17 protein-coding genes are annotated in these 23,431 nt (G+C 48.1%); 12 read left to right on the top strand and 5 right to left on the bottom strand.

The genetic code is table 11. The features are described from left to right. Positions 1-89: 89 nt before the first annotated feature. Positions 90-857: an SDR family NAD(P)-dependent oxidoreductase gene (locus tag Q0577_RS07280; RefSeq protein WP_298734218.1), complete on the top strand. Its 768-nt coding sequence runs from the start codon at positions 90-92 to the stop codon at positions 855-857. Positions 858-888: 31 nt separating this feature from the next. On the opposite strand, the gene Q0577_RS07275 is transcribed toward Q0577_RS07280, so the two are convergent. Beyond that, entirely contained in the window at positions 889-1,278 is a 390-nt protein-coding gene (locus tag Q0577_RS07275; protein WP_298734216.1) for an ester cyclase, read from the bottom strand. Between the two features lie 120 nt (positions 1,279-1,398). Between Q0577_RS07275 and Q0577_RS07270 the strand changes: the two genes are divergently transcribed. From Q0577_RS07270 to Q0577_RS07240, 7 genes are all read left to right on the top strand, one after another. Next, complete coding sequence (locus Q0577_RS07270) at positions 1,399-1,962, top strand: sigma-70 family RNA polymerase sigma factor (RefSeq protein WP_298734213.1); 564 nt, start codon at positions 1,399-1,401, stop codon at positions 1,960-1,962. A gap of 93 nt (positions 1,963-2,055) precedes the next feature. Next, positions 2,056-3,240: a FecR family protein gene (locus Q0577_RS07265; protein ID WP_298734210.1), complete on the top strand. Its 1,185-nt coding sequence runs from the start codon at positions 2,056-2,058 to the stop codon at positions 3,238-3,240. Between the two features lie 241 nt (positions 3,241-3,481). Further along, on the top strand, positions 3,482-6,940 hold the full coding sequence (locus tag Q0577_RS07260; RefSeq protein WP_298734208.1) for a TonB-dependent receptor: 3,459 nt from the start codon (positions 3,482-3,484) through the stop codon (positions 6,938-6,940). A 19-nt stretch (positions 6,941-6,959) separates the two neighbouring features. Further along, complete coding sequence (locus Q0577_RS07255) at positions 6,960-8,750, top strand: RagB/SusD family nutrient uptake outer membrane protein (RefSeq protein WP_298734206.1); 1,791 nt, start codon at positions 6,960-6,962, stop codon at positions 8,748-8,750. 148 nt (positions 8,751-8,898) lie between these two features. Next, positions 8,899-11,001: a glycoside hydrolase domain-containing protein gene (locus Q0577_RS07250; protein ID WP_298734203.1), complete on the top strand. Its 2,103-nt coding sequence runs from the start codon at positions 8,899-8,901 to the stop codon at positions 10,999-11,001. 23 nt (positions 11,002-11,024) lie between these two features. Then, positions 11,025-12,446 carry a hypothetical protein gene (locus Q0577_RS07245; RefSeq protein WP_298734200.1) on the top strand — a complete coding sequence of 474 codons (1,422 nt, stop codon included), beginning with the start codon at positions 11,025-11,027 and terminating at the stop codon, positions 12,444-12,446. 34 nt (positions 12,447-12,480) lie between these two features. Beyond that, the gene (locus Q0577_RS07240) at positions 12,481-16,176 is read left to right on the top strand and encodes an endonuclease/exonuclease/phosphatase family protein (protein WP_298734198.1); all 3,696 of its coding nucleotides are present in this window, start codon (positions 12,481-12,483) and stop codon (positions 16,174-16,176) included. Between the two features lie 163 nt (positions 16,177-16,339). Here Q0577_RS07240 and Q0577_RS07235 read toward each other — a convergent pair whose 3' ends face one another. After that, positions 16,340-17,083 carry an SDR family oxidoreductase gene (locus Q0577_RS07235; RefSeq protein WP_298734196.1) on the bottom strand — a complete coding sequence of 248 codons (744 nt, stop codon included), beginning with the start codon at positions 17,081-17,083 and terminating at the stop codon, positions 16,340-16,342. Positions 17,084-17,161: 78 nt separating this feature from the next. Here Q0577_RS07235 and Q0577_RS07230 point away from each other — a divergent pair, with 78 nt between their 5' ends. Then, a complete protein-coding gene (locus Q0577_RS07230; RefSeq protein WP_298734194.1) occupies positions 17,162-17,503 on the top strand; it encodes a helix-turn-helix domain-containing protein in 342 nt (113 codons plus the stop codon). 391 nt (positions 17,504-17,894) lie between these two features. Here the strand turns inward: Q0577_RS07230 and Q0577_RS07225 are convergent, their stop codons facing one another. Both Q0577_RS07225 and Q0577_RS07220 read right to left on the bottom strand, forming a co-directional pair. Beyond that, the gene (locus Q0577_RS07225) at positions 17,895-20,336 is read right to left on the bottom strand and encodes an outer membrane beta-barrel protein (protein ID WP_298734190.1); all 2,442 of its coding nucleotides are present in this window, start codon (positions 20,334-20,336) and stop codon (positions 17,895-17,897) included. Positions 20,337-20,382: 46 nt separating this feature from the next. After that, positions 20,383-20,721 (bottom strand): hypothetical protein, encoded by a 339-nt coding sequence (locus Q0577_RS07220; RefSeq protein ID WP_298734188.1) that lies wholly within the window; start codon positions 20,719-20,721, stop codon positions 20,383-20,385. 158 nt (positions 20,722-20,879) lie between these two features. On the opposite strand from Q0577_RS07220, the gene Q0577_RS07215 reads away from it, so the two are divergent. Both Q0577_RS07215 and Q0577_RS07210 read left to right on the top strand, forming a co-directional pair. Then, complete coding sequence (locus tag Q0577_RS07215; protein ID WP_298734186.1) at positions 20,880-21,446, top strand: sigma-70 family RNA polymerase sigma factor; 567 nt, start codon at positions 20,880-20,882, stop codon at positions 21,444-21,446. Beyond that, complete coding sequence (locus Q0577_RS07210) at positions 21,433-21,870, top strand: hypothetical protein (protein ID WP_298734184.1); 438 nt, start codon at positions 21,433-21,435, stop codon at positions 21,868-21,870. The genes Q0577_RS07215 and Q0577_RS07210 overlap by 14 nt, the downstream gene beginning before the upstream one ends. A gap of 10 nt (positions 21,871-21,880) precedes the next feature. On the opposite strand, the gene Q0577_RS07205 is transcribed toward Q0577_RS07210, so the two are convergent. Further along, positions 21,881-22,051, bottom strand: coding sequence for a hypothetical protein (locus Q0577_RS07205; protein WP_298734182.1), 171 nt, complete (start codon positions 22,049-22,051; stop codon positions 21,881-21,883). A gap of 103 nt (positions 22,052-22,154) precedes the next feature. Between Q0577_RS07205 and Q0577_RS07200 the strand changes: the two genes are divergently transcribed. Beyond that, on the top strand, positions 22,155-22,523 hold the full coding sequence (locus Q0577_RS07200) for a hypothetical protein (RefSeq protein ID WP_298734180.1): 369 nt from the start codon (positions 22,155-22,157) through the stop codon (positions 22,521-22,523). Positions 22,524-23,431 lie beyond the last annotated feature (908 nt).

The raw sequence follows: 23,431 nt of genomic DNA, 5'->3' as shown, positions 1-23,431 counted from the left end.
AACAACAGGCGCCGGCCTACTGGAAGGTATACACGGAAAAGTTTTTGACGGAGTCATAACATTATTTAAAGTAGTAGCTTAGCACTATTATGGCAAGGATATTTATAACGGGATCGGCTGATGGATTGGGCCTGGAAGCGGCCAAATCGCTGGTAGCCCTGGGCCACCAGGTGGTGCTCCATGCCCGCGATGAAGCCAGGGGGCAGCAGGCCATGGAAAAAGTACCGGGCGCGGCAGCTGTGCTCACAGCAGACCTGTCTGGAATTGCAGCCACCAAACAACTGGCGGAGCAAGCGAACGCCACAGGCACTTTTGATGCGGTGATCCACAACGCGGGCGCCTACCGCGTGCCGCGGAACAGTACCACCACAGACGGCCTGCCGGTTCTACTGGCGGTAAACAGCCTGGCGCCGTATATCCTTACCAGTTTAATGCACCCGCCCAAACGCCTGATCTACCTAAGTTCCGGCATGCATCTACAGGGCAACCCGGACGTAAATAATATCCTCCCCGGAAATAAGTATGTGTCTTACGCTGATACAAAGCTCCACGATGTGATCCTGGCAATGGCCGTAGCACGATTGTGGGAGGACGTTTATGCCAATGCCGTGAATCCCGGTTGGGTGCCTACGAAAATGGGCGGCGCCGGCGCTCCCGACAGCCTGGAAGAAGGATTTGAAACGCAGGTATGGCTGGCTGTGAGCGATGATCCTGCGGCCAGGGTAAGCGGTGAATATTTTTACCACAAAAGAAAAGCGCAATATCTGCCTGCAGCCAGGGATACCGCCGTGCAGGATCAATTCCTTGCCTTGTGTGAGCAAATGACGGGCGTGGCTTTCGGGCGGCGGGGCAAGTAAGAGGCGGGCGCGGCAATTAAGGGTGGGTTTGTCACATCAGCTGATCCCGTATCGCGTCTTTATCTATCAGCGACCATACCTTGCTGATCTTACCATCCGACAACTCATAAAACACATGCTCTGAAAATACCACCCTCCTGTTATTCACCGGTATGCCCAGGAACTCACCAACAGGCGTACAATTGAAAATAAGCCTGCTTGCTATTTTGTTATCATCGCAGACAAGTAACCCAATTTCAAAAAACAGGTCGGGTATGTCTTTGAAATTCCCGGTAAGCAGGTCTATATAATCCTGTAATTGCATCTCCTGCTTATTGTAGGTGAGCTGGCTGTTAACAAACTGCGAAAGCGCTCCTAAATTCCTGCTGTTCAGGCAATCAATGTACTTTCTGTAAAACGTGCTGGCAGCTGATGCATGCATATGTTAAGTAGTTTAATTTATTGCTATCATTTTCAATCAGGCAGGGGAATTAACATATAATCTACAATCAATTGCTTATTTCGGAGAATTATTTATAGCTTTATTTAACCATTTTGTACAATGAGTGGGCTGCACACATTCGATGATCATAAATTACTTAGCTTACTGCAGGACGGTAATGCCAGCGCATTCGACGTGCTTTACAACCGCTATTGGGACAGGGTACTGAGCCTGGCTTTCCGGAAAACCGGCGACCTGATGGAAGCCGAAAACATTGTGCAGGATGTTTTCGTTTCACTCTGGAAAAGACGGGACAGTCTTCACATCAACGGTGATTTTTCCAACTATCTCTTTATTGCTATAAAGTACAGGGTACTTAAAACGCTTGCCAAAAAGGCTGCTGCAAGCCCGGTAGATTTAGATTCAGTAAAAAGCGCTCCGCTGACAACATCCCCACATGAGTACCTGGAATTTGAGGAGATCCGCGAGCGGCTGGAAATGGTTATCAGCCAGCTACCGGAAAAGAGCCGCCTGGTGTACCAGCTGAAGAACGAAGACAAGTCCTACAAAGAAATTGCGGCTGAACTTAACCTCTCTGAAAAAGCCGTAGACGCTCATCTTTTACGCGTTCGCCGGAAACTTCGCACGGCATTTGGCAGTTTCCTGGGCGACTTCCTGCTGTAATCCTCCCCCTCTCAATACTTTTTTATTTTTTTTTGCGGGTTTTAGCCGATCCGGGGTACTTACTATATAAAAGCACCCAAAATAAAACACAGTATGACTATTCCTCCAAACAGGGAGCGGCTTCAACACCTGGCCAGGAAGTATCTGAAAGGAACACTTACTGTATCAGAACAACGCGAATTCGACGAATGGTTTGCAGGCGAAGATACAGACGAGATCATCTTCGACATAGGCCTGACGCCGCTGGAGCATAGACAACTGATGCTTGCCCGCATCCATTCGCAGGCGGGAATTGTTCAACCGGAAGCAAAGCAAAGACGGCTTTGGCCACGCATCGCAGCGGCGGCATCCGTTGTATTGATCTGCTCCATTGGCGCCTATTGGGTATTCCAGGGTAAACCGGATCAACAACCGGCCAGCCAGGCAGCCCAGGTTGTTCAGACCATCCAGGATGTAGCACCGGGAGGCAATAAAGCCGTTTTAACACTTGCTAACGGAGAGAAAGTACAGCTGAATGGAAGCAAAAATGGTTTACTGGCTAAGCAAGGCGGTGTTGCCATTATAAAACGGGCAGATGGCCAGCTGCATTATAACGATGATCCCGCAGCCGCTGCCAATGGAGATCTTTTCAATACAGTAGAAACGCCCAGGGGTGGGAAATACGAACTGACACTGGCCGACGGCACCATCGCTGTACTGGACGCAGCTTCCTCTATCCGCTACCCGGTAGCATTTAATGGTAATGAACGGAGTGTACAGATAACAGGGCAGGTTTATTTTGAAGTAGTGCACGATGAACATAAGCCGTTTAAAGTAAGCGTTAAAGGCCAGGTAGTAGAAGACCTGGGCACGATATTCAACATCAATGCCTATGATGATGAACCTGTGATTAAAACAACGCTTGCAGAAGGCAGTATTGGTCTTAAAACAGCCACCCAGTATCTGGTGCTGAAACCCGGCCAGCAGGCCATTCATACGCCTGGCAGTCCTGCTACAAAGGTGCTTACTGTGGATGTGGAAGAAGCCCTGGCCTGGAAGAATGATAATTTCTTGTTTAACAACGAACCGCTCGAAAGTGTAATGCGCAAAATTGCGCGCTGGTATGATGTGGATATTCAGTACCAGGAAGGATTTAAACCGCGGGAATCTTACCTGGGGGGACTTACACGCTACTCCAATGTATCGGAAGTGCTGAGGGTACTGGAGATCACCGGCGAGGTAAGGTTTAAGATAGAAGGAAAGACAATTAAAGTACTGCCAAAATCAAAAGCTAAATAGTATAGATATATTCCACTAAAAAAATCACAAGACTATGAAATAAGAAGAAAAACTGATCACATCCCTAACCAGCTGCCAAAAATTAAGCGGAGGTGGTGGAACACCCCCGCCCGATGCCTGGCTACAGATGAAATTTGCTGCTAACAAAAATCTTCAATTCTAACCAAGAGTACAAATGTATAACATTTATCCACGTTTTCTTTGTGGGCCTATCGGCCGCACGAATAAACTCCTTGTTTTTATGAAACTAACGGTCGTCTTAATCATCGCAGCCTTGTTTCAGGTCCGGGCAGAAGTAGCTGCCCAGCGGGTGAATTATGTTCATAAAAAGACAAGCTTTGAACAAATTGTCCGGGAACTAAGGAAGCAAACCGAATACAACGTGTTGGTATCGGTGAATAAGATAAAAGGCATCTCCCCTAAGGATGTTAATTTCAGGAATGCCACCATAGCCGAAGTCCTGGATACTTATTTGAAGGATCAGCCTTTAAGCTACGAGATCCAGGGAAAGCTGATCCTGATCAGGGAAAAGGAATTGACAAACGTCAGCTCAGAAGATGTGGCCCTCACGGTGAATGGAAAGGTGCAGAATGAAAGAGGCGAACCACTGATCGGCGTAAGCATACGGGTGAAAGGAACAACAGACGGCGTGTTGACTGGCCCGGATGGCAAGTATTCCATCACGGTTCCTGATGCAACAACTGTGCTGGTTTTCAGTTTCGTTGGTTACCAGCTGCAGGAGTATCCTGCAGGCAGCGTGCCCGCGCTTTTAACGCTCACCCCTGAAGCATCGGACCTTTCCGCAGTGGTGGTGGTAGGCTACGGTACGCAGAAGAAGATCAACCTTACGGGCGCTGTTGACCAGGTGTCTGCCAAAGCGCTGGAAAACCGCTCGCTTCCCAACCTTACCCAGGGTCTGCAGGGTTTATTGCCTAATTTAAACCTGGTGCCCGGCGATGGTAAACCCATTCAATCACCCAGCTACAACATCCGTGGCACTACCTCCATCGGCCAGGGAGGCAATGCGCTGGTGCTGATAGATGGTGTGGAAGGTGATCCCAGCCGTATCAACCCGAACGATGTTGCCAGTGTGACCGTTCTGAAAGATGCATCATCTGCCGCTATCTATGGCGCCAGGGCTGCTTTTGGTGTGGTGCTCATCACCACTAAAAGTCCTTCAAAAGATAAGGTCAGCATTACCTATTCCTATAACCAGTCGTTCAAAAGTCCTACTACCCTGCCCGAGCTGGTTACCAACGGCTACCAGTTTGCCCGCCTTTTCAGCGAAGCTTACACTGCCTGGTATGGCAGTTCACAGACCGCACAGAATATCAACAAGACTGTAAAGTTCTCTGCAGAATACCTGGCGGAATTACAACGAAGAGATGCAGATCCCAGCTTGCCTAAAGTGGATGTGAACAGTGCAGGTGAGTATGTATATTATGCCAACACCGACTGGTACAAATTACTTTACAAGGATCATACCCAGGCAAGAGATCATAACCTTTCTCTTTCCGGCAGCAGCGGCAAAGCCGACTTCCTGATAACAGGACGGCTATACCAGCAGGATGGCCTTTTCAGGTATAATTCTGATGATTATAATATCTACAACTTCAGGGCTAAAGGATCACTGCAGGTGTTCCCATGGCTGAAAGTATACAACAATGCAGACTATTCTTCCATGAAGTATCATAACCCCCTGAATGTGGGCGAAGGCGGCGGTATCTGGATCAACATGTCGGCAGAAGCACACACGGTAGCGCCGCTGTATAACCCGGATGGAACATTGACCTACTCCGCTGCCTATACGGTGGGCGATTTTGTATATGGCAAGAATGGTTACGATTTTGACAAAAGAGTATTCCGCAACACTACCGGGTTTGAAGCCCGCTTTATTGACGATCAGTTCAGGATAAAAGGCGACTTTACTTTCCAGAATACCGACAATAATACTTATGTGAAAAGGGTGCCGGTGCCCTATAGCCGCAAGCCGGGGGTAATTGAATATGTTGGCTCGGCGTTCAATGATATCACCCTGACCATTCAACCAACCAAATACATTGCCACCAACATTTACGGCGAGTTTGAACCGAAACTGAACGGCGGCCATCATGCCAAGGTGCTGGCCGGCTTCAACTACGAGCAATCCACCTTTCAGAGTACAGCCGTTCAGCGTAACGGCCTGGCCTATCCCGATGCGGACAACATCAACTTAGCATTGGGCCAGTCTATCGTTACGTCAGGAGATTGGGACAAATGGAATGTGGTAGGCGGATTCTATCGCCTGAACTACGATTACAAGGGCCGTTACCTGCTGGAAGGCAATGGCCGTTATGATGGTTCTTCCAAATTCCCTTCCAATCAGCGCTATGCCTTCTTCCCTTCGGTATCTGCAGGCTGGCGGGTATCTGGCGAACCTTTCTGGCATATCCCCCCGAAGATCATCACAGACCTGAAGTTCCGTGGCTCTTACGGTTCACTGGGTAATGGCAGCATCGACTCTTACGTGTTCCAGGAGCAATTCAATATCAGCCAGCTGGGACGCATCCTGAATGGTATTCGTCCGCAGGCCACCAGTGCGCCGGGCGTATTACCGAATGGTTTAACCTGGGAAACTTCCAGAACCCAGAACTTTGGTATAGACCTGAGTATGCTGGATGGAAGGCTGTCGTTTTCAGGTGATATGTACACCAGGAAAACGCTGAACATGTTCACCTTAGGGCCCTCACTGCCCACCGTTTTCGGAACAGCGTCGCCCAAAGGCAACTATGCCGATCTGAAAACAACGGGCTGGGAATTATCGCTTTCCTGGCGCGACAAGTTCAACGTTTCCGGTGCGCCGTTGAATTATAGTTTCAGGGCAACACTGGCGGATTATAATGCAGAGATCACCAAATACAATAACCCGGAAAAAAGGTTGTCTGATTATTATGTAGGCCAGCAAATTGGTGAGATATGGGGCTATCAGAATGCCGGTTATTTTACTTCTGCAGAAGATATCGCCAATTCACCCAAACAGATCCTGGTAAAAGCGTCTAACACAGGTACACTCGCACCTGGCGACATTAAATTCGCTGACCTGAACGGCGATCATGTTATAGATGCCGGTAATAATACCGTGGGCAACCCCGGCGACCGGCGGATCATCGGCAATTCTCTTCCGCATTATACGTATGGGTTCAGCATGGATGCCGACTGGAAAGGCTTCTTTTTCGGGGCCTTTATACAAGGCGTAGGCAAACGCGACTGGTACCCGATTGCCGCCACAGGTACATTCTGGGGGCAATATGCATCTCCTTACTACAAAGCAACGGTGAACCAGTTAGATAAAATGTGGTCGCCTGAGAACCCGGATGCCTACTTTCCCCGGTTTGCAGGATACAAAGCTGCAGGTAGTAATGAACTGGCGCAGAACCAGACAAAGTACCTGCAGAACGCAGCGTATGTACGCCTGAAGAATATCCAGCTGGGTTATCATCTGCCCGCCAACCTGGTGAAAAAGATCAGCCTTTACGATACAAGGATATTTATTTCCGGCGAAAACCTGTGGACCTGGTCGCCCATCTTTAAACACACCCATGATATAGATCCTGAAAGTATCGGCGGTTCAGACAGGATCGTTTCCAATGGATCGGTGGGTAACGGCAATAACTATCCCATACTGAAATCAATCACCTTCGGGGTATCCGCAACATTCTAACAATTAAAGACATTCTGATATGACCATCGTTAGTGAAAAATTGTTCAGGCCATTGCTGCTTATGTTCCTGGCAGGCAGCATGAGCATTGGCTGTAAGAAGCTGGACCAGCAACCGAAAGCCACTGCCAGTAAAGCGGCCGTATTCGGCAGTAAGGCCGGTCTTGAATTATATACCAATTCATTCTATAATATGCTGCCTACCACCAGTGCTATTATACGGGGCGATGCCATGAGCGATTATTGCGCGCGCACCACTGTGCCTGATTTCATCCGCCCGGGGGCTTTCAGTCCGCAGCAAAGCTCGGGATGGTCATGGAGCGATCTGCGCAACGTCAACTACTTCATACAAAACTGTACAGATCCCGCTGTTGCGCAGGCAGACCGTGAACACTATATCGGCCTTGCGCGCTTCTTCCGTGGCTGGTTCTATTTTGAGAAGCTGAAACGCTTTGGAGACGTACCCTGGATCAACCGGCCATTTGATGTAGACGATCCCGGTTTGTATGCGGGCCGCGATCCAAGAACCCTGATCGTTGATTCCATTATGGCAGACCTGGATTATGCAGCGGCCCATATCACCACCGCCGATAACAGCCGCAGCCTGATCACAAAATATACGGCGCTGGCCTTTAAGTCAAGGGTATGTTTGTTTGAAGGCACCTTCCGGAAATATCACACGGAATACGAGCTGCAAGCCTCCGCAGATGCCCTGCTGACCGCCGCTGCAGAAGCGGCAGAACAGGTAATGACAAAAGGCGGCTTTGCTTTAAACACAGCCGGTGGTACCGACAAAGCTTACAGGAACCTGTTTAACAGCCAGGCGGTCATCCCGGCTGAAACCATCCTGGCTAACCTGGTGGATCCTACCCTGGCTATTTATAACGATGCCAACTGGTACCTGACCAGTTCTACCTATGGCGACAGGCTCAGTTTCACCCGTACCTTCATCAATACTTACCTGAATATAGATGGTACGCCATTCACAAATAAAGCCGGCTATCAGACCATGACATTTCCGGAAGAGGTAAAAGGCCGTGATATGCGCCTGCAGCAAACAATAAGAATGGGCAGCTATACACGTTCCAATGGTGGCGTACAGCAAGCCGCTCCGCCGGTGTTTTCTTATACCTACACCGGCTATCAGCCCATTAAACTGACCATGGACGATGCATCCATGGATGGCGGTTCCCGCAATACCAATTCATTGCCTTTGATACGCTATGCAGAGGTGCTGTTGAATTACGCGGAAGCGAAAGGGGAACTTGGCACACTGACGGATGAAGACTGGAATAAGACGATAGGCGCCCTGAGAAGAAGGGCGGGCATCACCGGTAATACCAGCACGAAGCCGGTGTTGGCAGATCCCTATTTAAAGACCAATTATTTCCCGGACATCAGCGATCCTGTGCTGCTGGAGATCCGCCGCGAAAGAGGGATCGAACTGGCATTGGAAGGTTTCCGTTTCTATGACATCGTGCGGTGGAAACGCGGGCCGTTAATGGAGCAGGTATGGAACGGCTTTTATGTACCTGCTTTAGACCAGGCAATGGACCTGAATGAAGATGGTGTACTGGATGTGCTCTTCTACCAGGAAAGACCAGCTACTACCATCCCCGGGGTAACGTATGTGAATGTTGCGGAAACGATCAGGAGTGGTCCCAATCCACAACAACTGGCTAACGGTACTTCCGGTGAGCTGACCTGGCTTACGAATGTGACACGCACCTGGGATGACAAGTTCTATTTATTCCCTATACCTGAGAACGACCGGCAAGTGAATCCCAACCTGGGACAGAATCCCGGTTGGTAATCAGCAGCAGCTTTAGCGGCAGGCAGTACGTCTGCCGCTAAGTTATTGGCCACGTTATCACCTGGACCTGGAAAACCTTTTAACATTCATCCATATTGAAATACATATCCGGGCGGTGCCATTGCACCGCCGGGTAACCGCTTTGCATATGAGACACACTAAATATTTCCTCGCCATATTGCTATCCTCAGGTGTAAGTATGGCTGATGCGCAGCGGACAAGCAGTCATGGTATTGCTAAAGGTGCAGCATTGGATCCTGCGGCAAGTGTCAATGTGTTCTTAGGAACATCGGGCGATCATGGCCAGCTCTCCCCTGCGGCATCCTATCCATTCAGTATGCTCAGCATCGGACCGCAAACGTATCCCGCTACCCACACCGGCTATGAGTATGCGGCAAAACGTTTCCTGGGATTTACACATCATCGCTTTGAGGGCGTGGGCTGCAGGGGAAGCGGCGGCAATATTTTAATCAGGCCTTTCATTGCAGCAGATGGGGATAAAGCATTGATCAAGGTTCAGCAGTCCGGCACGCCCGGCTACTACCAGGTCAGCTTTACCAATAACATTGTGGCGGAATCAGCTGCCGGACAAAAAACCGGTATGCACCGTTACCAGTTTCCTGCCGGGAAAAACGGCTATTTCATTGATCTTGCACATACCTTAGCCAACAAATTCGTAGCAGAAGAACATTTCACCACGGATCGTACTTTAAGCGGCTGGATCACAGCACGCACCACCTGCAATGCAGGGACCTATAAACTGTACTATTACCTGGAGTTCAGCCAGGCGGTTACCTGGACGGAAAACTCCGCGCACCAGCTGACAGCCCTGTTCCATACTGCAAATGATCCGGCTGAGATCAGGGTGGGCATGTCTGCTGTAAGTATTGATTATGCAAGATCATCGCTCTTTCCCGGCACATTTGACCAGCTCCGTAAAGAAAGCCATGAGGCCTGGAACAGGATGTTAAGAAAGATTGAAGTGAGCGGGGATACGGCGCAACAGCAATTGTTCTATTCCCTGCTGTACAGAACACTACAGTCGCCTTACCAGATCTCTGAAACGGATGGCACTTACCGCGGTACAGACGGCATCGAAAAGAAAAGCCGGGACACCATGTATAACGGCTGGGCCATCTGGGACAACTACCGTACGCAGCTGCCCCTGCTTTCCATCGGCTGGCCCGAAAAATATAAGGGAATGGTCAGCTCCCTGGCTAATCTGTATACAGCCGGCAAACAGGATTACGCTACCCCGACAGAGCCCAGCAATACGGTGCGGACCGAACATGCTATAGTGGTCTTGCTGGATGCCTACCGGAAGGGTTACCCCTTCAGGTTTGACCTGATCCTCGATTCGCTGGCCAGTGAAACAGATCGTCTTGATTTCTCGAAGCCCGACAAGGCGCTGGAATCCAGCTATGATACCTGGGCATTTGCAGAGATATTAAAGATCCTTAAAAAGGAGGAACAGCATGACAGCTACCTGCAAAAGGCCCGCGATTACAAAAAATACTGGCTAAAGGATTTCAAGAACCTGGACGCAAAAGACGTAGACAAGGTGCAGGCGCGCAACCTTTACCAGGGCACGATCTGGCAGTATCGCTGGTTTGTGCCTTTTGATGTGAAAGGACTGATCGATCTTACGGGTGGAACATCCGCCTTTCTTAGCCAGCTGAACCAGTTCTTCAACAACGATCTGTACAATCATGCCAATGAGCCGGATCTGCAGGCGCCCTTACTGTACAATGCAGCCGGGCAGCCGTGGAAGTCGCAGGAGCTGGTGCACCGCTTTACTGCAGACACCGTGGTACAATACTACTTCAACGACAACAGCAGGGGTATTGATCCTTTTGTAGACAGAGTTTACAAGAACGAGCCCAAAGCCTACATCCGCACCATGGATGATGACGCCGGCGCCATGTCTGCCTGGTATATCCTCGCCGCCTGCGGCATTTTCCCCGCTTGTCCGGGTTGGCCGGTTTATTATTTAAATGTGCCCCTGCTGCAAACGGTGAAGATACATCCTGGCGGCAAGCAGCCATTTGAGATAACGGTTAAAAACTACGGGCCGGATAATAAGTACATCAAAAGCGTAACGCTGAACGGCAAAGCGCTGAACCGGATCTACCTTACCCACCAGGAAATAATGGCGGGCGGCAAACTGGAAATTACGGCCTCCGCTCAACCGGAAACGAACGCTTCGCCCGAAGGCTGGCTAAGCAATATGGAAGACGATCATCAATTTTAAAATCATTCACAACATAAAATGTAATGCGAAACATACTATCCGTTTTATGCCTGTTGATAAACTTTGCAGGGCCGCTTGCGGTACACGCACAAAAGATCAGTGCTGATAATGCGGCGCTGGTGGATGCCTTTAACCTGGCGGTGAACACCGTAGACATCAATGTGCGGCGGGGCGTGCTGGCTGCCGGCGGCGATTACGGCGGCGAATGGACCAGGGATATTGCGATCAACTCCTGGAACTGCGCCAGCTTATTAAGACCGCAGGTAGCCGCCAATTCATTATGGAGCGTTACCGTAAAAAAGGATACGGTCGGTCACCAGTACTGGGATAAGATCATCTGGGCGATAGCGGCCTTACATCACTATAAGGTAACGGGCGATAAGGTGTTCCTGGAAGCAGCTTACAGGTGTGCCGCAAACACCATGAAAGCACTGGAGCAAAGCGCTTATGACAGCAGCTACGGGTTATTTACCGGGCCCTCTGTGTTTAACGACGGGATAGCCGGTTACCCGGAAACCGTATATGATAGCCTGAACGGTTCGTCCTTTGTGCTTGACCATGAACGATCAAAGACCATCAAATGTTTAAGCACCAATGCCGTTTACTTCGGCGCTTACCAGGCGCTTGCTGCTATGAGCCGCCTGCTGAAAGACGGACAGCAGCAAAGCTATGAGCAACAGGCAACCGCACTGGAAGCACAGATCCTGCAACACCTTTACAATGCAAAGGAGCGTCAATTTTACTACCTGGTGGATAGCCAGGGAAACGTTGACCGTTCACAGGAAGCGCTGGGCATTTCCTTTGCTGTCTTATTCGGCATTATTGACCCGCAAGAGAGCGCTGAAGTAATAAAAGCAGCCAACACGTCCGCACATGGCATTCCTTCCATTACACCCGCTTTTGCGCGGTACAATGCAAAAAAGCCCGGCAGGCATAACGTGGTAGTCTGGCCGATGGTAAACGGTTTCTTCGCCGATGCCGCCATCCACACTAACAACCATGACATCTTCACCCGCGAATTAAACAACCTGGTCCACCTGGCCCTGGATGAAGATAAGGGCAACTATAACTTCCGTGAAATTTATAACGCTGATTCCGGCATACCCGATGGCGGCTGGCAACGCAGAAGAACGGAGAAAGACATTCACTGGACATCATTCAAAAACCAGACTTGGTCTGCAACCGCTTACCTGCGGATGGTGTTCAACGGCCTGCTGGGATTTACATTCTCAGAAGACGCCTTATACATAAAGCCCTTCCTGCCAGATAACGTACACAAATTAAGCATCACGGCTATCCCCTACAGAAAGGCCATCCTCAATGTGGCCATCCGGGGAAACGGAAGCCGGGTAGCATCATTTACGATCAACGGTGTACAACAAAAGGAGCTTAAGATCAGCGGGACAGCAACAGGTGTGCAAAACATTGTAGTTACGATGCATTAAAAGATAATAATACCCTTGTTTAAATCACTAAACCATGAAGTATTTCATCTCTATCCTGTTGCTGACTTCCATGTGGGGGCTGGCAGCAAAAGCACAAAGGCTGAATGCCATCACCTACAACCTGCGGGGCGATAACGCTACCGATACAGGTAATCTCTGGGCAGACCGGAAACTGATGGTGGTTTCGCAGTTTGAAAAATATCAACCGGATATTATCGGGCTCCAGGAAACCTTACCATCGATGGCCGGCTACCTGGTGGATACGCTGCCAAGATTTGACAGCATCGGTTTTGACGCCACGCTCCAGGTAGGCCTGTTGTATAATACACAACGCCTCACCCTGCAATCACATGGACAGTTCTATCTGTCAGAAACGCCGGATCTTCCCGGGAAGGGCTGGGATGCCAAATTTGCGCGCATATGTATATGGGCGCAGTTTACTGACCAGTTAACGGGTTTGAATTTCTATGTTTTCTGTTCGCACTTTGACCACGTTGGAACAGTTGCGCGCACCAACAGTGTTCAGCTGATCTTACAAAAGATCAACGATATCGCAGGCAGTACCCCTACCCTGCTGATGGGCGATCTTAATACCACGCAATGGGATCCCAATTATATTACCCTGAACAATTCCGTATTATTGAAGGATACGAAAAACCTGGCAGTCATTGATCATGAGAAAGAACGCGGAACAGGCAATGGTTTTAATATTGACAGAAGAGAGCGGACTATTGTAGATTATATTTTTGCCACCAGTACCTGGAAAGCCTATGAGCACGATGTATTACTGGATCTTTTTAACGGGCATACCGCCTCAGATCACTATGCCGTGATGGCGGTGCTTGACCAGAAGGAGAATGAGCTGGGCGCATTATACCCGCAGTTTCCCGAAGATTTTGAGAACCCCGATCCGCTCAAAACTTCCTATGCAAACGGCACGGTGACCTTCAGAACAGGCAGCTGGACTTTAAACAACGCCATTATGGGCGGCAGCTCGGCGAACGACAAGCCCACCAGCGGCACCTACGGGATAAGGATCATTGACCGCAACACCGCGCCCGCTTACTTACAAATGAACTTCGATGTTACGGAGGGCGCTTCCAAAGTAACGCTGCAGCATAGTACCTATGCAGCTGACAGCGTATCTAAATGGCAACTGGAATATTCCATCAACCAGGGACTTACCTGGACCGCTATAGGGCCTGTCATGTCAACCCACCAGCTGAATAAACAACAAGCCACTTTTATCATGGACATTCCCGGGAATGTACGTTTCAGGATCAATAAATTCGGATTGGGCACCGCTAACAACGGGCGGCTGGATATTGATGACTTTACCATTTATAAACGTAAGAATGCAGGCCCTGCTAAAAAAACCGTGCCCTTACTGGGCTGGCAGTTTGGAAGCCCCGCAAGTACAGGTGCAGAAGACTCCGTTCATTCCAGTTTACACCATGCAGCGGTGAACGTGTCTACCTTAAAAAGAGGGGCGGGTTTCAGCGCAGGAAGTGTATCGCTACCCGGCGGCTATGGCGCTACGACTTCGGTGGCATCAACGCTCTATGCGTCTGACACGACGGTGGCCATCAATAACAACCTGTACTTCCAGTTTACCGTAAAACCCAAAGCATCACAAAAGATCTCCTTGTCAACAATTGATGCGCGGCTGCTATCTACCGGATCTACCCTGAAGCTGTGGTATTGGAAATACAGCCTCGATGGCGTGCATTTCAGGTATTTGTCAAAATCCTACTTATTTAATGCCGCTAAGTCAACTTCACAGGCAACGGTAGATCTGTCGGCTTATCCTGAATTGCAGGATATAGGACCGGATAAGACCATCTTTTTCAGATTGTATGTTAACGGGATGAATGGTAGTTCAGACATAGCAGGAATTGGCGGCTCCAGCCCCGGCACAAGCGATGATTACGCGCTCACTGTAAGTGGTATTGCAGAAGATACCGCCAGCAAACAACCGCTGGCGGCCTGGCAGTTTGCCACCCCATTAAGGACCGGCGGTGAAGCAACAGCTGCCGCTACCTTAACTGATGCCGCTTTAAATGTGGGACCTTTACAACGTGGCGCCGGACTGCGGGCAACCGATACTGCCGGAGCGCCGTTTGTGCTGCACCGTACCTTTGTTTCCTTAACCAGCATACCCACTACAGCAGCCGTTGAGGATACGGCAACAGCGATTGCGCAGGAGATGTATTATACTTTTAGTATCGGTGTTCATCCCGGGTACAAGGTATCTCTCAGTGACATAAATTACAAGCTAAGAGTATCTCCCGGCGGTGCAAAAGTATACTACTGGAAATACAGTTTTGATGGCATCAACTTTGAAAAGATCGCCAACCCGCGGGTATTGTCTGGCGGCACTGCTGATGAAGGCGATGCGCAGGCGCCCATCGACCTGTCGGGTATCCCGGCCTTACAGGAAATCGCTGCAGGCCAGACCGTTTACTTCCGGATGTATACCAATGGCTCCAACACCACCACCGCCACTACGGCATTTGGAAGATCGGCCACATCCAGCACCACGGATTATGTACTGGCGGTAAACGGAGCAGCCGTTCCCGTTATCACGCCGGAAAAACTAGTGGCCTGGCAGTTTGCTACCCCTGCAACCGCTGGAAATGAAACGGATATTGCACCCACTACGGTAGACAGCGCCGTTACGGCAACCAGCCTGGTTCGTGGCGCCGGTTTGAATGCCACCGGCCTTGCCAGGGCCTTTGCCTCCTTAACCACCACCGCCTCCAGCTCCAACCTGGCAGATACGGCTATTGCTATTGCGAACAACATGTATTTTGGTTTCAGCCTCATTGCCAAACCCGGGCAGAAATTAAGCTTAAATGGCCTGGATTTTAAGCTCCGCGCTTCAGGCGGCGGGGCTAAAGTGTATTACTGGAAGTATAGTCTCAATGGTACCGATTTCTACAAAGCAGACGCCCCCTTCACCTTAGCCATTGCCGCCAATACGGAAGGAGAATTCATGCCGCACGTGGACCTGTCGAAGATCCCCGAACTGCAAAACCTGCCCGGTGGTACTACGGTTACATTCCGGCTGTACACGAATGGCTCCAACACAACAACTGGCTCTACCGCTATTGGCCGTTCTACCGCCGGTACAACGGAAGACATTCTATGGGTAAGCGGCTATGCTGAAAGTGAAGATGCCTCCTTAACTTCCTGTGCCCGGATTATCGCACTGCAGGCAAATTTCCGCCGCAGGCAGGTGATCCTGCAATGGCAGGCTGTTAATGAAAACCCGGGGGCTTATTTTGAAGTACTGCGGTACGATGGTACACACCTCCCCTCTTCCATCGGTCAAGTGAGGGCAGATTACAAAGGACCATTGACGAAGACTTATAATTTTGTGGATCACAAACCGCTTTCCGGAGTCAATACTTACCAGGTCACTACGACAGACCGGGACAACCACCTGATACTGTCAGAGAAAGTAAAGCTGCTGGCTAAAGAGCACAACAATGATCTTTTGCTCACTGCTGTGAACAAGCAACTGAACATCGTTATTTTATCGGGCACTGACTGTCCGGGAGATTTCACCCTGCGGGATATCATGGGGAGAGTGATCTTCAGGCGCCAGTTCCGGTTGTATAAAGGCCGGAATGTTTTTACGGAACCCGTAAATGTGCCTCCCGGTATTTACACCGGCACCGTAACTTTTGGAAATGTGGATATGATGACGAAGAAAGTGTTGTTATGAGTTAACAACAATAAGTTGCCATTACCTGCTACATGTAAAGTGTGTAGCAGGTAATGGCAATAATAGCGCTGTTTTCCCCGTCAGGTCAGGCATATCTTCTTTTGTCCACATCGTCGTATTGTATAATGTTATTATTCGTTTACCTTTCAGACATTTACTCTTATTACAATGTCATACCGCCGTCCACGATTAATTCCGCCCCGGTTGTAAAATTGGCGCTTTCTCCACAGAAATAAGCCACAAGTTTTGCTATATCTTCAGCGTCCCCCATTTTTTTTAATGGAATGTCGTTTATGAGTTGTTCCTGTATATTTTGAATGGTTGTTTGATCTAATCCCGCTTTGTTCAGTACTTCTGTTTTATGAGGTCCGGGGCTCACAATGTTTACCCTGATTTTTCTTGGAGCCAATTCAGCCGCTGCTGTTTTAGCAATTGAATTAAGCGCTGCTTTACTAGCCTGGTAAACTGAACTGTTTGGACGGTGAGTAGAAGCTACGATAGACGACAGGAAAACAACAGCAGCACCATCATTCAGGAGAGGAATAAATTTACTTAATGTGAAATAAGCTCCTCTGAAGTTGATGTTCATTACCTGGTCAAAATTCTCCACACCTGCATTTTCAATTAGACCAAGCGTCCCCGTAATTCCGGCGTTTATGAACAGGATATCAACTTTGCCAAACTGATCTTCCACTTCTTTTTTAAGAAGATCTAAGTCCTGTAAATTTGCCTGGTCAGCGACAAACGGAATGGCTCCGATTTCCTGTGCAGCCTTTTCAACGGCTTCTTTGCGCCTTCCGGTAATGATTGTTGTTGCACCCTGTGCGACAAATTCTTTTGCGGTTGCGTAACCTATTCCACTGTTGCCGCCTGTTACAATGGCTACCTTGTTTATTAAAGTACTCATATCCTTAAACTTTTTGCGAAGCTATCAAAACAATGATATACTTTTGTAACCAGTATAACAGAGTATACCAACTACCATATGGCAATTACCAGAAACCAGGAAGAAGAATTACGGGCTTTACAGGACACGCTCTACTTTATAGGCGGAAAATGGCGTATCCCTGTGATAAATTCGCTATGTAACGGCAACAGGCGTTTTCGTGAGATAGAACGGAGCATTCCGGGTATTACAACACGTATGCTATCGAGAGAATTAAAGGATATGGAAATGAATAAACTTGTTAAGCGAACCGTATATGACGAAAGTCCTGTTCTCGTCGAATATGAACCTACTGCGTATTGTAAAAGCTTCGGAAAAATCATCCAGGAAATGATTAATTGGGGAAGAAAACATAGAGCCAAGGTTGTTTCTTTGAAATAGTCAGGCATCATAAGGCGCCGTTTTCCACGGTAAACGATTATAACTGCTTTTTGCTTGTAAAAGAACTTAAACTTAAAAAGGCCGCATCAACTGCAGCCTTTTTAAGTAATTTAATATCACCGTGCCCAGAACAGGAAATCTCTCCATATGATGTTGCATCGTGTCGTATCGCGCTGACTTTTTAACATCCACTCCCTCATTGAAAAAGAAGATGTGTCAAGCATAAGTAAGCAACATATCCGTTTCGGGCAGTATACGGTCGTAAACAATATAGCCGCCGTCCTTGTTTCGGCCCATACGTCGCTTTCATCTAACAGATATAGGTTTCAAAAAAGATAAGTCTTTCATAAATGGACAAAAAAAATTTATAATATGCAGAATGGCCTACCAGTTAATTGGAAATATCATCATTCTTTATTCCTCGTTTGTTCTTTTGGATTGTTTCTTTTTTCAGTTTGCCGAAATTGCAGTTAAGCCGGACATTAAAATTCCTGAAGTAGTTCTCATTGGTATTTCTCTGCAGGAAGTTGGGGCCTGTTATGTCGGTGATCACGTTCCGGTATTTATTGAACGGGTTATTTACAGAAACGGCACAGGTAAGCTTGTTCTTCAGCAGTTGTTTGGAGAGGCTGAACGAAGTACTGGTATAGCCATTGGTCTCTTTCTGCAGGGAGATGCCTTTACCATTTACGCTACAGCTGGCGCTGGCCCTCCAGCCTCCGCCGAAGCCGTAGGATGAAGACGCGAACAGGGCATACATGATACCGGATGTTTCGATGGGCTCAGTTCCGCTTACACCATCCACCTTTCCATAAGCAGCCTTGGTATTGATACTCAGGTCCCATCCTTTTGATATCGGACAGTTCATACTGGCGTTTGCCCCGATCAGGCTCGCCCTGCCTGTATTCTGGTACGTTATCCTGGTGATATTGGTTTCCGGATCAAAAACGGATACCTGGTTGATCAGTGTTTTGAAAAAAGTATAGTCGGCGCCAAAGTTCAGGAACACTTTTCTGCTGATGCTGTAACCGGCTTGTATTACGTTTCCGGTGATCGGTCGTAAATCCGGGTTTCCCGTGATCTCTATGTTCGGGTTGGAACGGTCAACAAAGGGATTCAGCTGGTAGATGCCCGGGCGCTGGATACGCTGTGTGAATCCCAGGTTCAGGCTTGTTGAATTTTTGAATTTCCTGCTGATCGCTATCGAGGGAATGGCGTTCAGGAAATCCTGCTTTACTTTCGTGTTCCCTGAAATGAACTCGCCTTTGATGTAGGTTCCCTCAAGCCGGATGCCGGCCCTGAATCCCCAGTCCTTAATATTGAGCTGGTAGCTGTTATAGAACGCCAGCACATTTTGCGTATTGTTGAACAGGTTACTTTTCGAGGAGTCGACCCTGTACTTTCCCTGCGTATCATCAAAGGCTTGGTACTGGAAATTGCTGCTGTTATCCCGCAGAATACCCTTTATGCCCGCCTCAATGTTGAGATTGATCTTTTTGATAAGATGAACATAATCTGCCTGAAAGGTATTTTCTGAAAAATTAGCCTCGTTGATCTGCCGGTAATCCGGCAAGGGATAAGCTACCTGATCCCACAAGCTGATATTACTATGATTATCATTTCCATAGGTATAGTAGCGGTAGGAGAATGTAAGCAACTGGTTCTTGTTTTTTTTGAACCTGCGTTCATAATTCACTGCCACATCTTTCCCGGACCCATTGCCGGTATTGTTGTTCAGCAGGCTATACTGCTGGAGAACACCGGAATGGTCAGCGAGGAGAGAGCGCTGTTGCAGGGATTCTTCTGTATGCCCGCCATTAATGTTCATCTGTGTTGAGATGAGGTTAAGGCTGTCTATTTCGTAGCTGATCTCGAGGCCCAGGTACCCGTTACGGTTCTTGTTAGTGGTGAGATTATCCTGTTGCAGGGTATTGGGAATGCCTTCGAATGTGTTCCTGCTGATGGATGCCAGTGTCTGCGGAACCCTGGATATACTTCCGCCACCATAAGCGGAGATCCCCAGCTTTCCGAGCTTGAGATCGAATGATCCCCCCATGCCCGGCCCTCCTGCAGGGAAGCGCTCACTGATATTGACCGTACCGGTATAGCCGTTCGCTATTTTCTTGCTGGTGATGATATTAATGATCCCGACAAGCCCTTCCGCATCATATTTTGCCGGAGGGATGGTGATCACTTCTATGCGTTGTATGGTGGATGCCGGCATACTCCTGAGCACCTCCCTGGGATTCCTTTCCGTCATGCTGGAGGGCTTTCCATTTATCAGGATCTTGTAGCTGGAGCTACCTTTCAGCTGGATGTTATCATCTGCATCCAGGGAGAGGAGGGGCACTTTCCTCATCATCTCCAACAGGCTGTTCACCTTACTGTCGGGGTCAGCCTGTATGTCGTAGCTGATACCGTCTATCTCCTGTTTTATAAGGGGCTTTCTGGCTTCCACCTCTACGGCCTTGAGCGTTGTACTGGAGAACCGGAGTAATATGGGCCCCATACTGACTGTAGCAGCAGGATCAGAAAGATTGACCGTGATTTGTTTGGGCTTGTATCCCAATGCAGTGAATGCGATCTTTTGCCGGGATGCGGCCATTGCCGGGATGGCAAAAGAGCCGTCGCTGCCACCAATCACACTTTTCAACGCCGCATCGTGGTCGTCCAGGATCATGACGGTGGCGTACGGCACCGGTTTCCGGGTAGCGGAGTCCAGCACGGTTCCGCGCAATGAGTCTTTGCCGGGAGGCGCCTGACACTTTGCATCAGTATGGAGCACTGCCGATAGGTAACAGACAGCGAACAAAATAATGGATGTTTTTAGCATAAAACGCAATCAGGGTTTTACATTAATTCAGGGATCTGTAGTTATATTAATACTGCGCCTTGTTCTTTTTGCTGATTAAAAAGTAGACCAGGCAGCCAGCGGCCAGGCAAACGGCCTGCACACCGTAAGGCAAAGGGGAGTCATTCAGGCCGTAAGGCAGGAACTCCAGCACAATAAGCCCAAGCCCGCCAAAGAAAAGAATGATCGCCCATTTCAGCAGTTCGGAACTTCCTGTGGACAAGGTAGCCAGGAATTTCAGCGCATAATCATCCAGCGGGCCTGCTTCGAGCACGCGCTTCCTCAACCGGTAATTACAAATGGCAACTATTATCACACCAATAATGATCACCAGCACAATGGGGGTAAGAAATACGAGATCTTTCATAATATTCAGGAATTTGGGTACTTTACAAAATAGACAAGGGCAGGACGCCGGATGTTTCAATTTTGTGATACTTTTTTTAAAATTCCGCGATTGGCCTATTCCTGTATTTTAAACCCTTTTTCTGAAACATTTTTTGTCTGCAGTTGTCTAATTGTATAATGGTTGATGAAAAAGAGCTAGTTCGCAAAATACTTGCCGGCGACCTTCGGCATTTTGATATTTTGATCAAACAATATGAAAAGCTGGTTTTTCATATTGCTTACCGCCTTACCAATAATCAGGCAGACTCCGAAGATATTTGCCAGGATGTGTTTATCAAGGTGCACAAGCACTTGTCTCAATTCAATTTCAAATCCAGGCTTTCGACATGGATCTCGCGAATTGCTTATTTTACGACCATCAACTACCTGAAAATATACAGGAACGCCAGTAGCTCTATACATACAGACGATATTGGCGACCTCTTGACAATAGAAACAAACCCGGAAACGGACCTGGTCCGGAAAGATGTATCGGAGTACCTGAAATACCTGATCGACAGGATGCCCATGCAGTACCGGATCATTATCACCCTGTTTCACCTGGAAGAATTTTCCTACAAGGAAATAGAGGAGATCACCGGGCTGCCGGAAGGCACCGTAAAAACAAACCTTTTCAGGGCCCGCAAATTATTAAAAGACAAACTTCAGACCTATCTAAAAAAAGAGACCGATGAAGGAAGATAGAGACAGCCATATTCAGCGGCTGCTGGATGAAGGCAACATGGAGGCATGGGAACACCTGCGGCAAACAGCGAACGCTCATGAGCTGGAGGCCTACCAGCAGCTTTACCGGATGCTGGGAAAAAATATCCCCCAGGGACTCCCGATGGATTTCTCTGCCAGGGTAACCAGGCAGGTACAGTTGCGTAGACAACGCAGGGAAAACAGGATGCTCGCGCTCTCGATGGCGGGCGCTATCCTGCTCTGCCTGTTCGGGGCAGTAGTCCTGATGCTTTTCATTGACAAAAAATACAATTCACAATTCCTCCTTTCCCTTACCAGGTATAAATGGATCATCGGTACCTGTCTTTTGTTCCTGTTCCTGGTACAATATTTTGATCACAGATACCTAAAGTCAAAGAACTTTGAATTCCGGAAGCGCCACTAGGCCGCAGCCTTCAACAGGTAGCCTCCCGGATAAGCGCACGGGCAAGGATCTCTGTGGAATCAAATAACAGCATGCCGTCGCAAAAATCACCCCTGCCCAGCAAAGACAGCTCTGTACATCCCAATACCAGCGCTTCCGCCGCATGCTGTTTAAAGAAGCCGACAGCTTCCTTCAGTATCAAACAGTGAGATCGGTACCGTTATAAAAAACACTCGTAAATTAACACAAAACGAAATAGACGAGTTCTATAAACAAGTTTCATCATTGAAATCAAATAATTAATTATGGCGGAAATTTGGATAAAAGTTATTGGAAAAGTTAGCAAGGAGCTGCAAGCGAATTTCTATAAACCTTTGAACAGTGAAAGTTTAAAAGGGAATGAATTAGTTCTTTTTTGCACATATTCAGAATATGATATTCCCGTTGGGCATTGCTTTACGAAAATAAAAACATTGGATGATCATAAAGAATTTAATTGCAAGATTATATTAAGAAACGTAAGCCAACAGCTTTTCTTCCCCTTAGAGGAGATTCCACATGGGTGGAAAACTGTGTGTAAGTTTGAATTTATTGACGGCAGTATACCAAAGGAAGTCCAGGATCTACCAGTATTAAAAGGCTGGACCGCCACTCCCTACGTGATTTTTGCATAGGAATCAAATAGCCTCTCTTCAGTCTCTGCAAAAATCTATGGCGTCTAATACGTTATTTTATTAAAATCTCTCTTTGGCGTTTTCCTCTAAATATTCGTCGATGGAATCAAGGTCGTAAAGGATAATCTTCTTCTCGGGTTGGGAATATTGTAGTGAGGTTTTGGTGTTGTAGTAATTTCGCACGAAAAACATCACTTTACAAAACGAGAAAACCCGCTCTAAGAGCGGGTTTCATCTTTGGTGCCCAGAACAGGAATCAAAGCGCTCTGGTTTTCAATTATTTGTAAATCAAAACAGTCAAATTCCTGTCAGATTTTTTGGCTGAAGCCGTTTCTATTCGTTTTTTAACTCTTTCTCCCTATCGTTGCAAAATTACATAATAATAACCAAATACCTGTCCTTATGGTGAAGAAGAATTGCCTGAAAGCGGCTGGAGAGAGTTCGAAATAAGTGGCCCTAGATTATATTTGGTGTTTTTTAAAAAAAGGGCGCCACAGGCAGTTAATTACTCCCTCCAACTGACGCGTCCTGGTCCAATGCGATAAACTATTGGGTGAACTGATACATTCTCATCAAATTTGACGAATATTTGACCTGGTTCGCCCACAAGGCAGGATCATTGGAATGAAGTGAAAGCGCCTAAAGAGTTAAGCGAATGGTTATCCTCGCAGCTTAACGGTCTGCGACAGCGTATTTATGAAAGAAGGCGTAAGGTGCTTAAAGAAAGTATGAAAAGCAAAAGGAGTTAGCAGTGGTACTTTACATTGTTTGAAACCCCTGCCGGGAAGGGGCGAAGGGGAATGGCGCGGCAACAGCGCCTTCCCCTTGTTATTTGTCACTTTCGGCTTTGAAAGAGACTGTAAAATAAACTGTGTCAAAGGTTAAAAAATTATGACCTTTAACACAGT

The sequence above is a fragment of the uncultured Chitinophaga sp. genome (genome assembly GCF_937898475.1).
Taxonomy (GTDB): Bacteria; Bacteroidota; Bacteroidia; order Chitinophagales; family Chitinophagaceae; genus Chitinophaga.
The sequence above is the reverse complement of the archived record's forward strand: the minus strand, read 5'-3'. Positions and strand labels throughout refer to the sequence as shown.

Coding starts and splice junctions, on each gene's coding strand:
- Q0577_RS07215 (WP_298734186.1), top strand. CDS start 20,880: ATGGTTGATGAAAAAGAGCTAGTTCGCAAAATACTTGCCGGCGACCTT.
- Q0577_RS07240 (WP_298734198.1), top strand. CDS start 12,481: ATGAAGTATTTCATCTCTATCCTGTTGCTGACTTCCATGTGGGGGCTG.
- Q0577_RS07235 (WP_298734196.1), bottom strand. CDS start 17,083: ATGAGTACTTTAATAAACAAGGTAGCCATTGTAACAGGCGGCAACAGT.
- Q0577_RS07250 (WP_298734203.1), top strand. CDS start 8,899: ATGAGACACACTAAATATTTCCTCGCCATATTGCTATCCTCAGGTGTA.
- Q0577_RS07210 (WP_298734184.1), top strand. CDS start 21,433: ATGAAGGAAGATAGAGACAGCCATATTCAGCGGCTGCTGGATGAAGGC.
- Q0577_RS07280 (WP_298734218.1), top strand. CDS start 90: ATGGCAAGGATATTTATAACGGGATCGGCTGATGGATTGGGCCTGGAA.
- Q0577_RS07275 (WP_298734216.1), bottom strand. CDS start 1,278: ATGCATGCATCAGCTGCCAGCACGTTTTACAGAAAGTACATTGATTGC.
- Q0577_RS07200 (WP_298734180.1), top strand. CDS start 22,155: ATGGCGGAAATTTGGATAAAAGTTATTGGAAAAGTTAGCAAGGAGCTG.
- Q0577_RS07230 (WP_298734194.1), top strand. CDS start 17,162: ATGGCAATTACCAGAAACCAGGAAGAAGAATTACGGGCTTTACAGGAC.
- Q0577_RS07220 (WP_298734188.1), bottom strand. CDS start 20,721: ATGAAAGATCTCGTATTTCTTACCCCCATTGTGCTGGTGATCATTATT.
- Q0577_RS07260 (WP_298734208.1), top strand. CDS start 3,482: ATGAAACTAACGGTCGTCTTAATCATCGCAGCCTTGTTTCAGGTCCGG.
- Q0577_RS07245 (WP_298734200.1), top strand. CDS start 11,025: ATGCGAAACATACTATCCGTTTTATGCCTGTTGATAAACTTTGCAGGG.
- Q0577_RS07225 (WP_298734190.1), bottom strand. CDS start 20,336: ATGCTAAAAACATCCATTATTTTGTTCGCTGTCTGTTACCTATCGGCA.
- Q0577_RS07255 (WP_298734206.1), top strand. CDS start 6,960: ATGACCATCGTTAGTGAAAAATTGTTCAGGCCATTGCTGCTTATGTTC.
- Q0577_RS07270 (WP_298734213.1), top strand. CDS start 1,399: ATGAGTGGGCTGCACACATTCGATGATCATAAATTACTTAGCTTACTG.
- Q0577_RS07265 (WP_298734210.1), top strand. CDS start 2,056: ATGACTATTCCTCCAAACAGGGAGCGGCTTCAACACCTGGCCAGGAAG.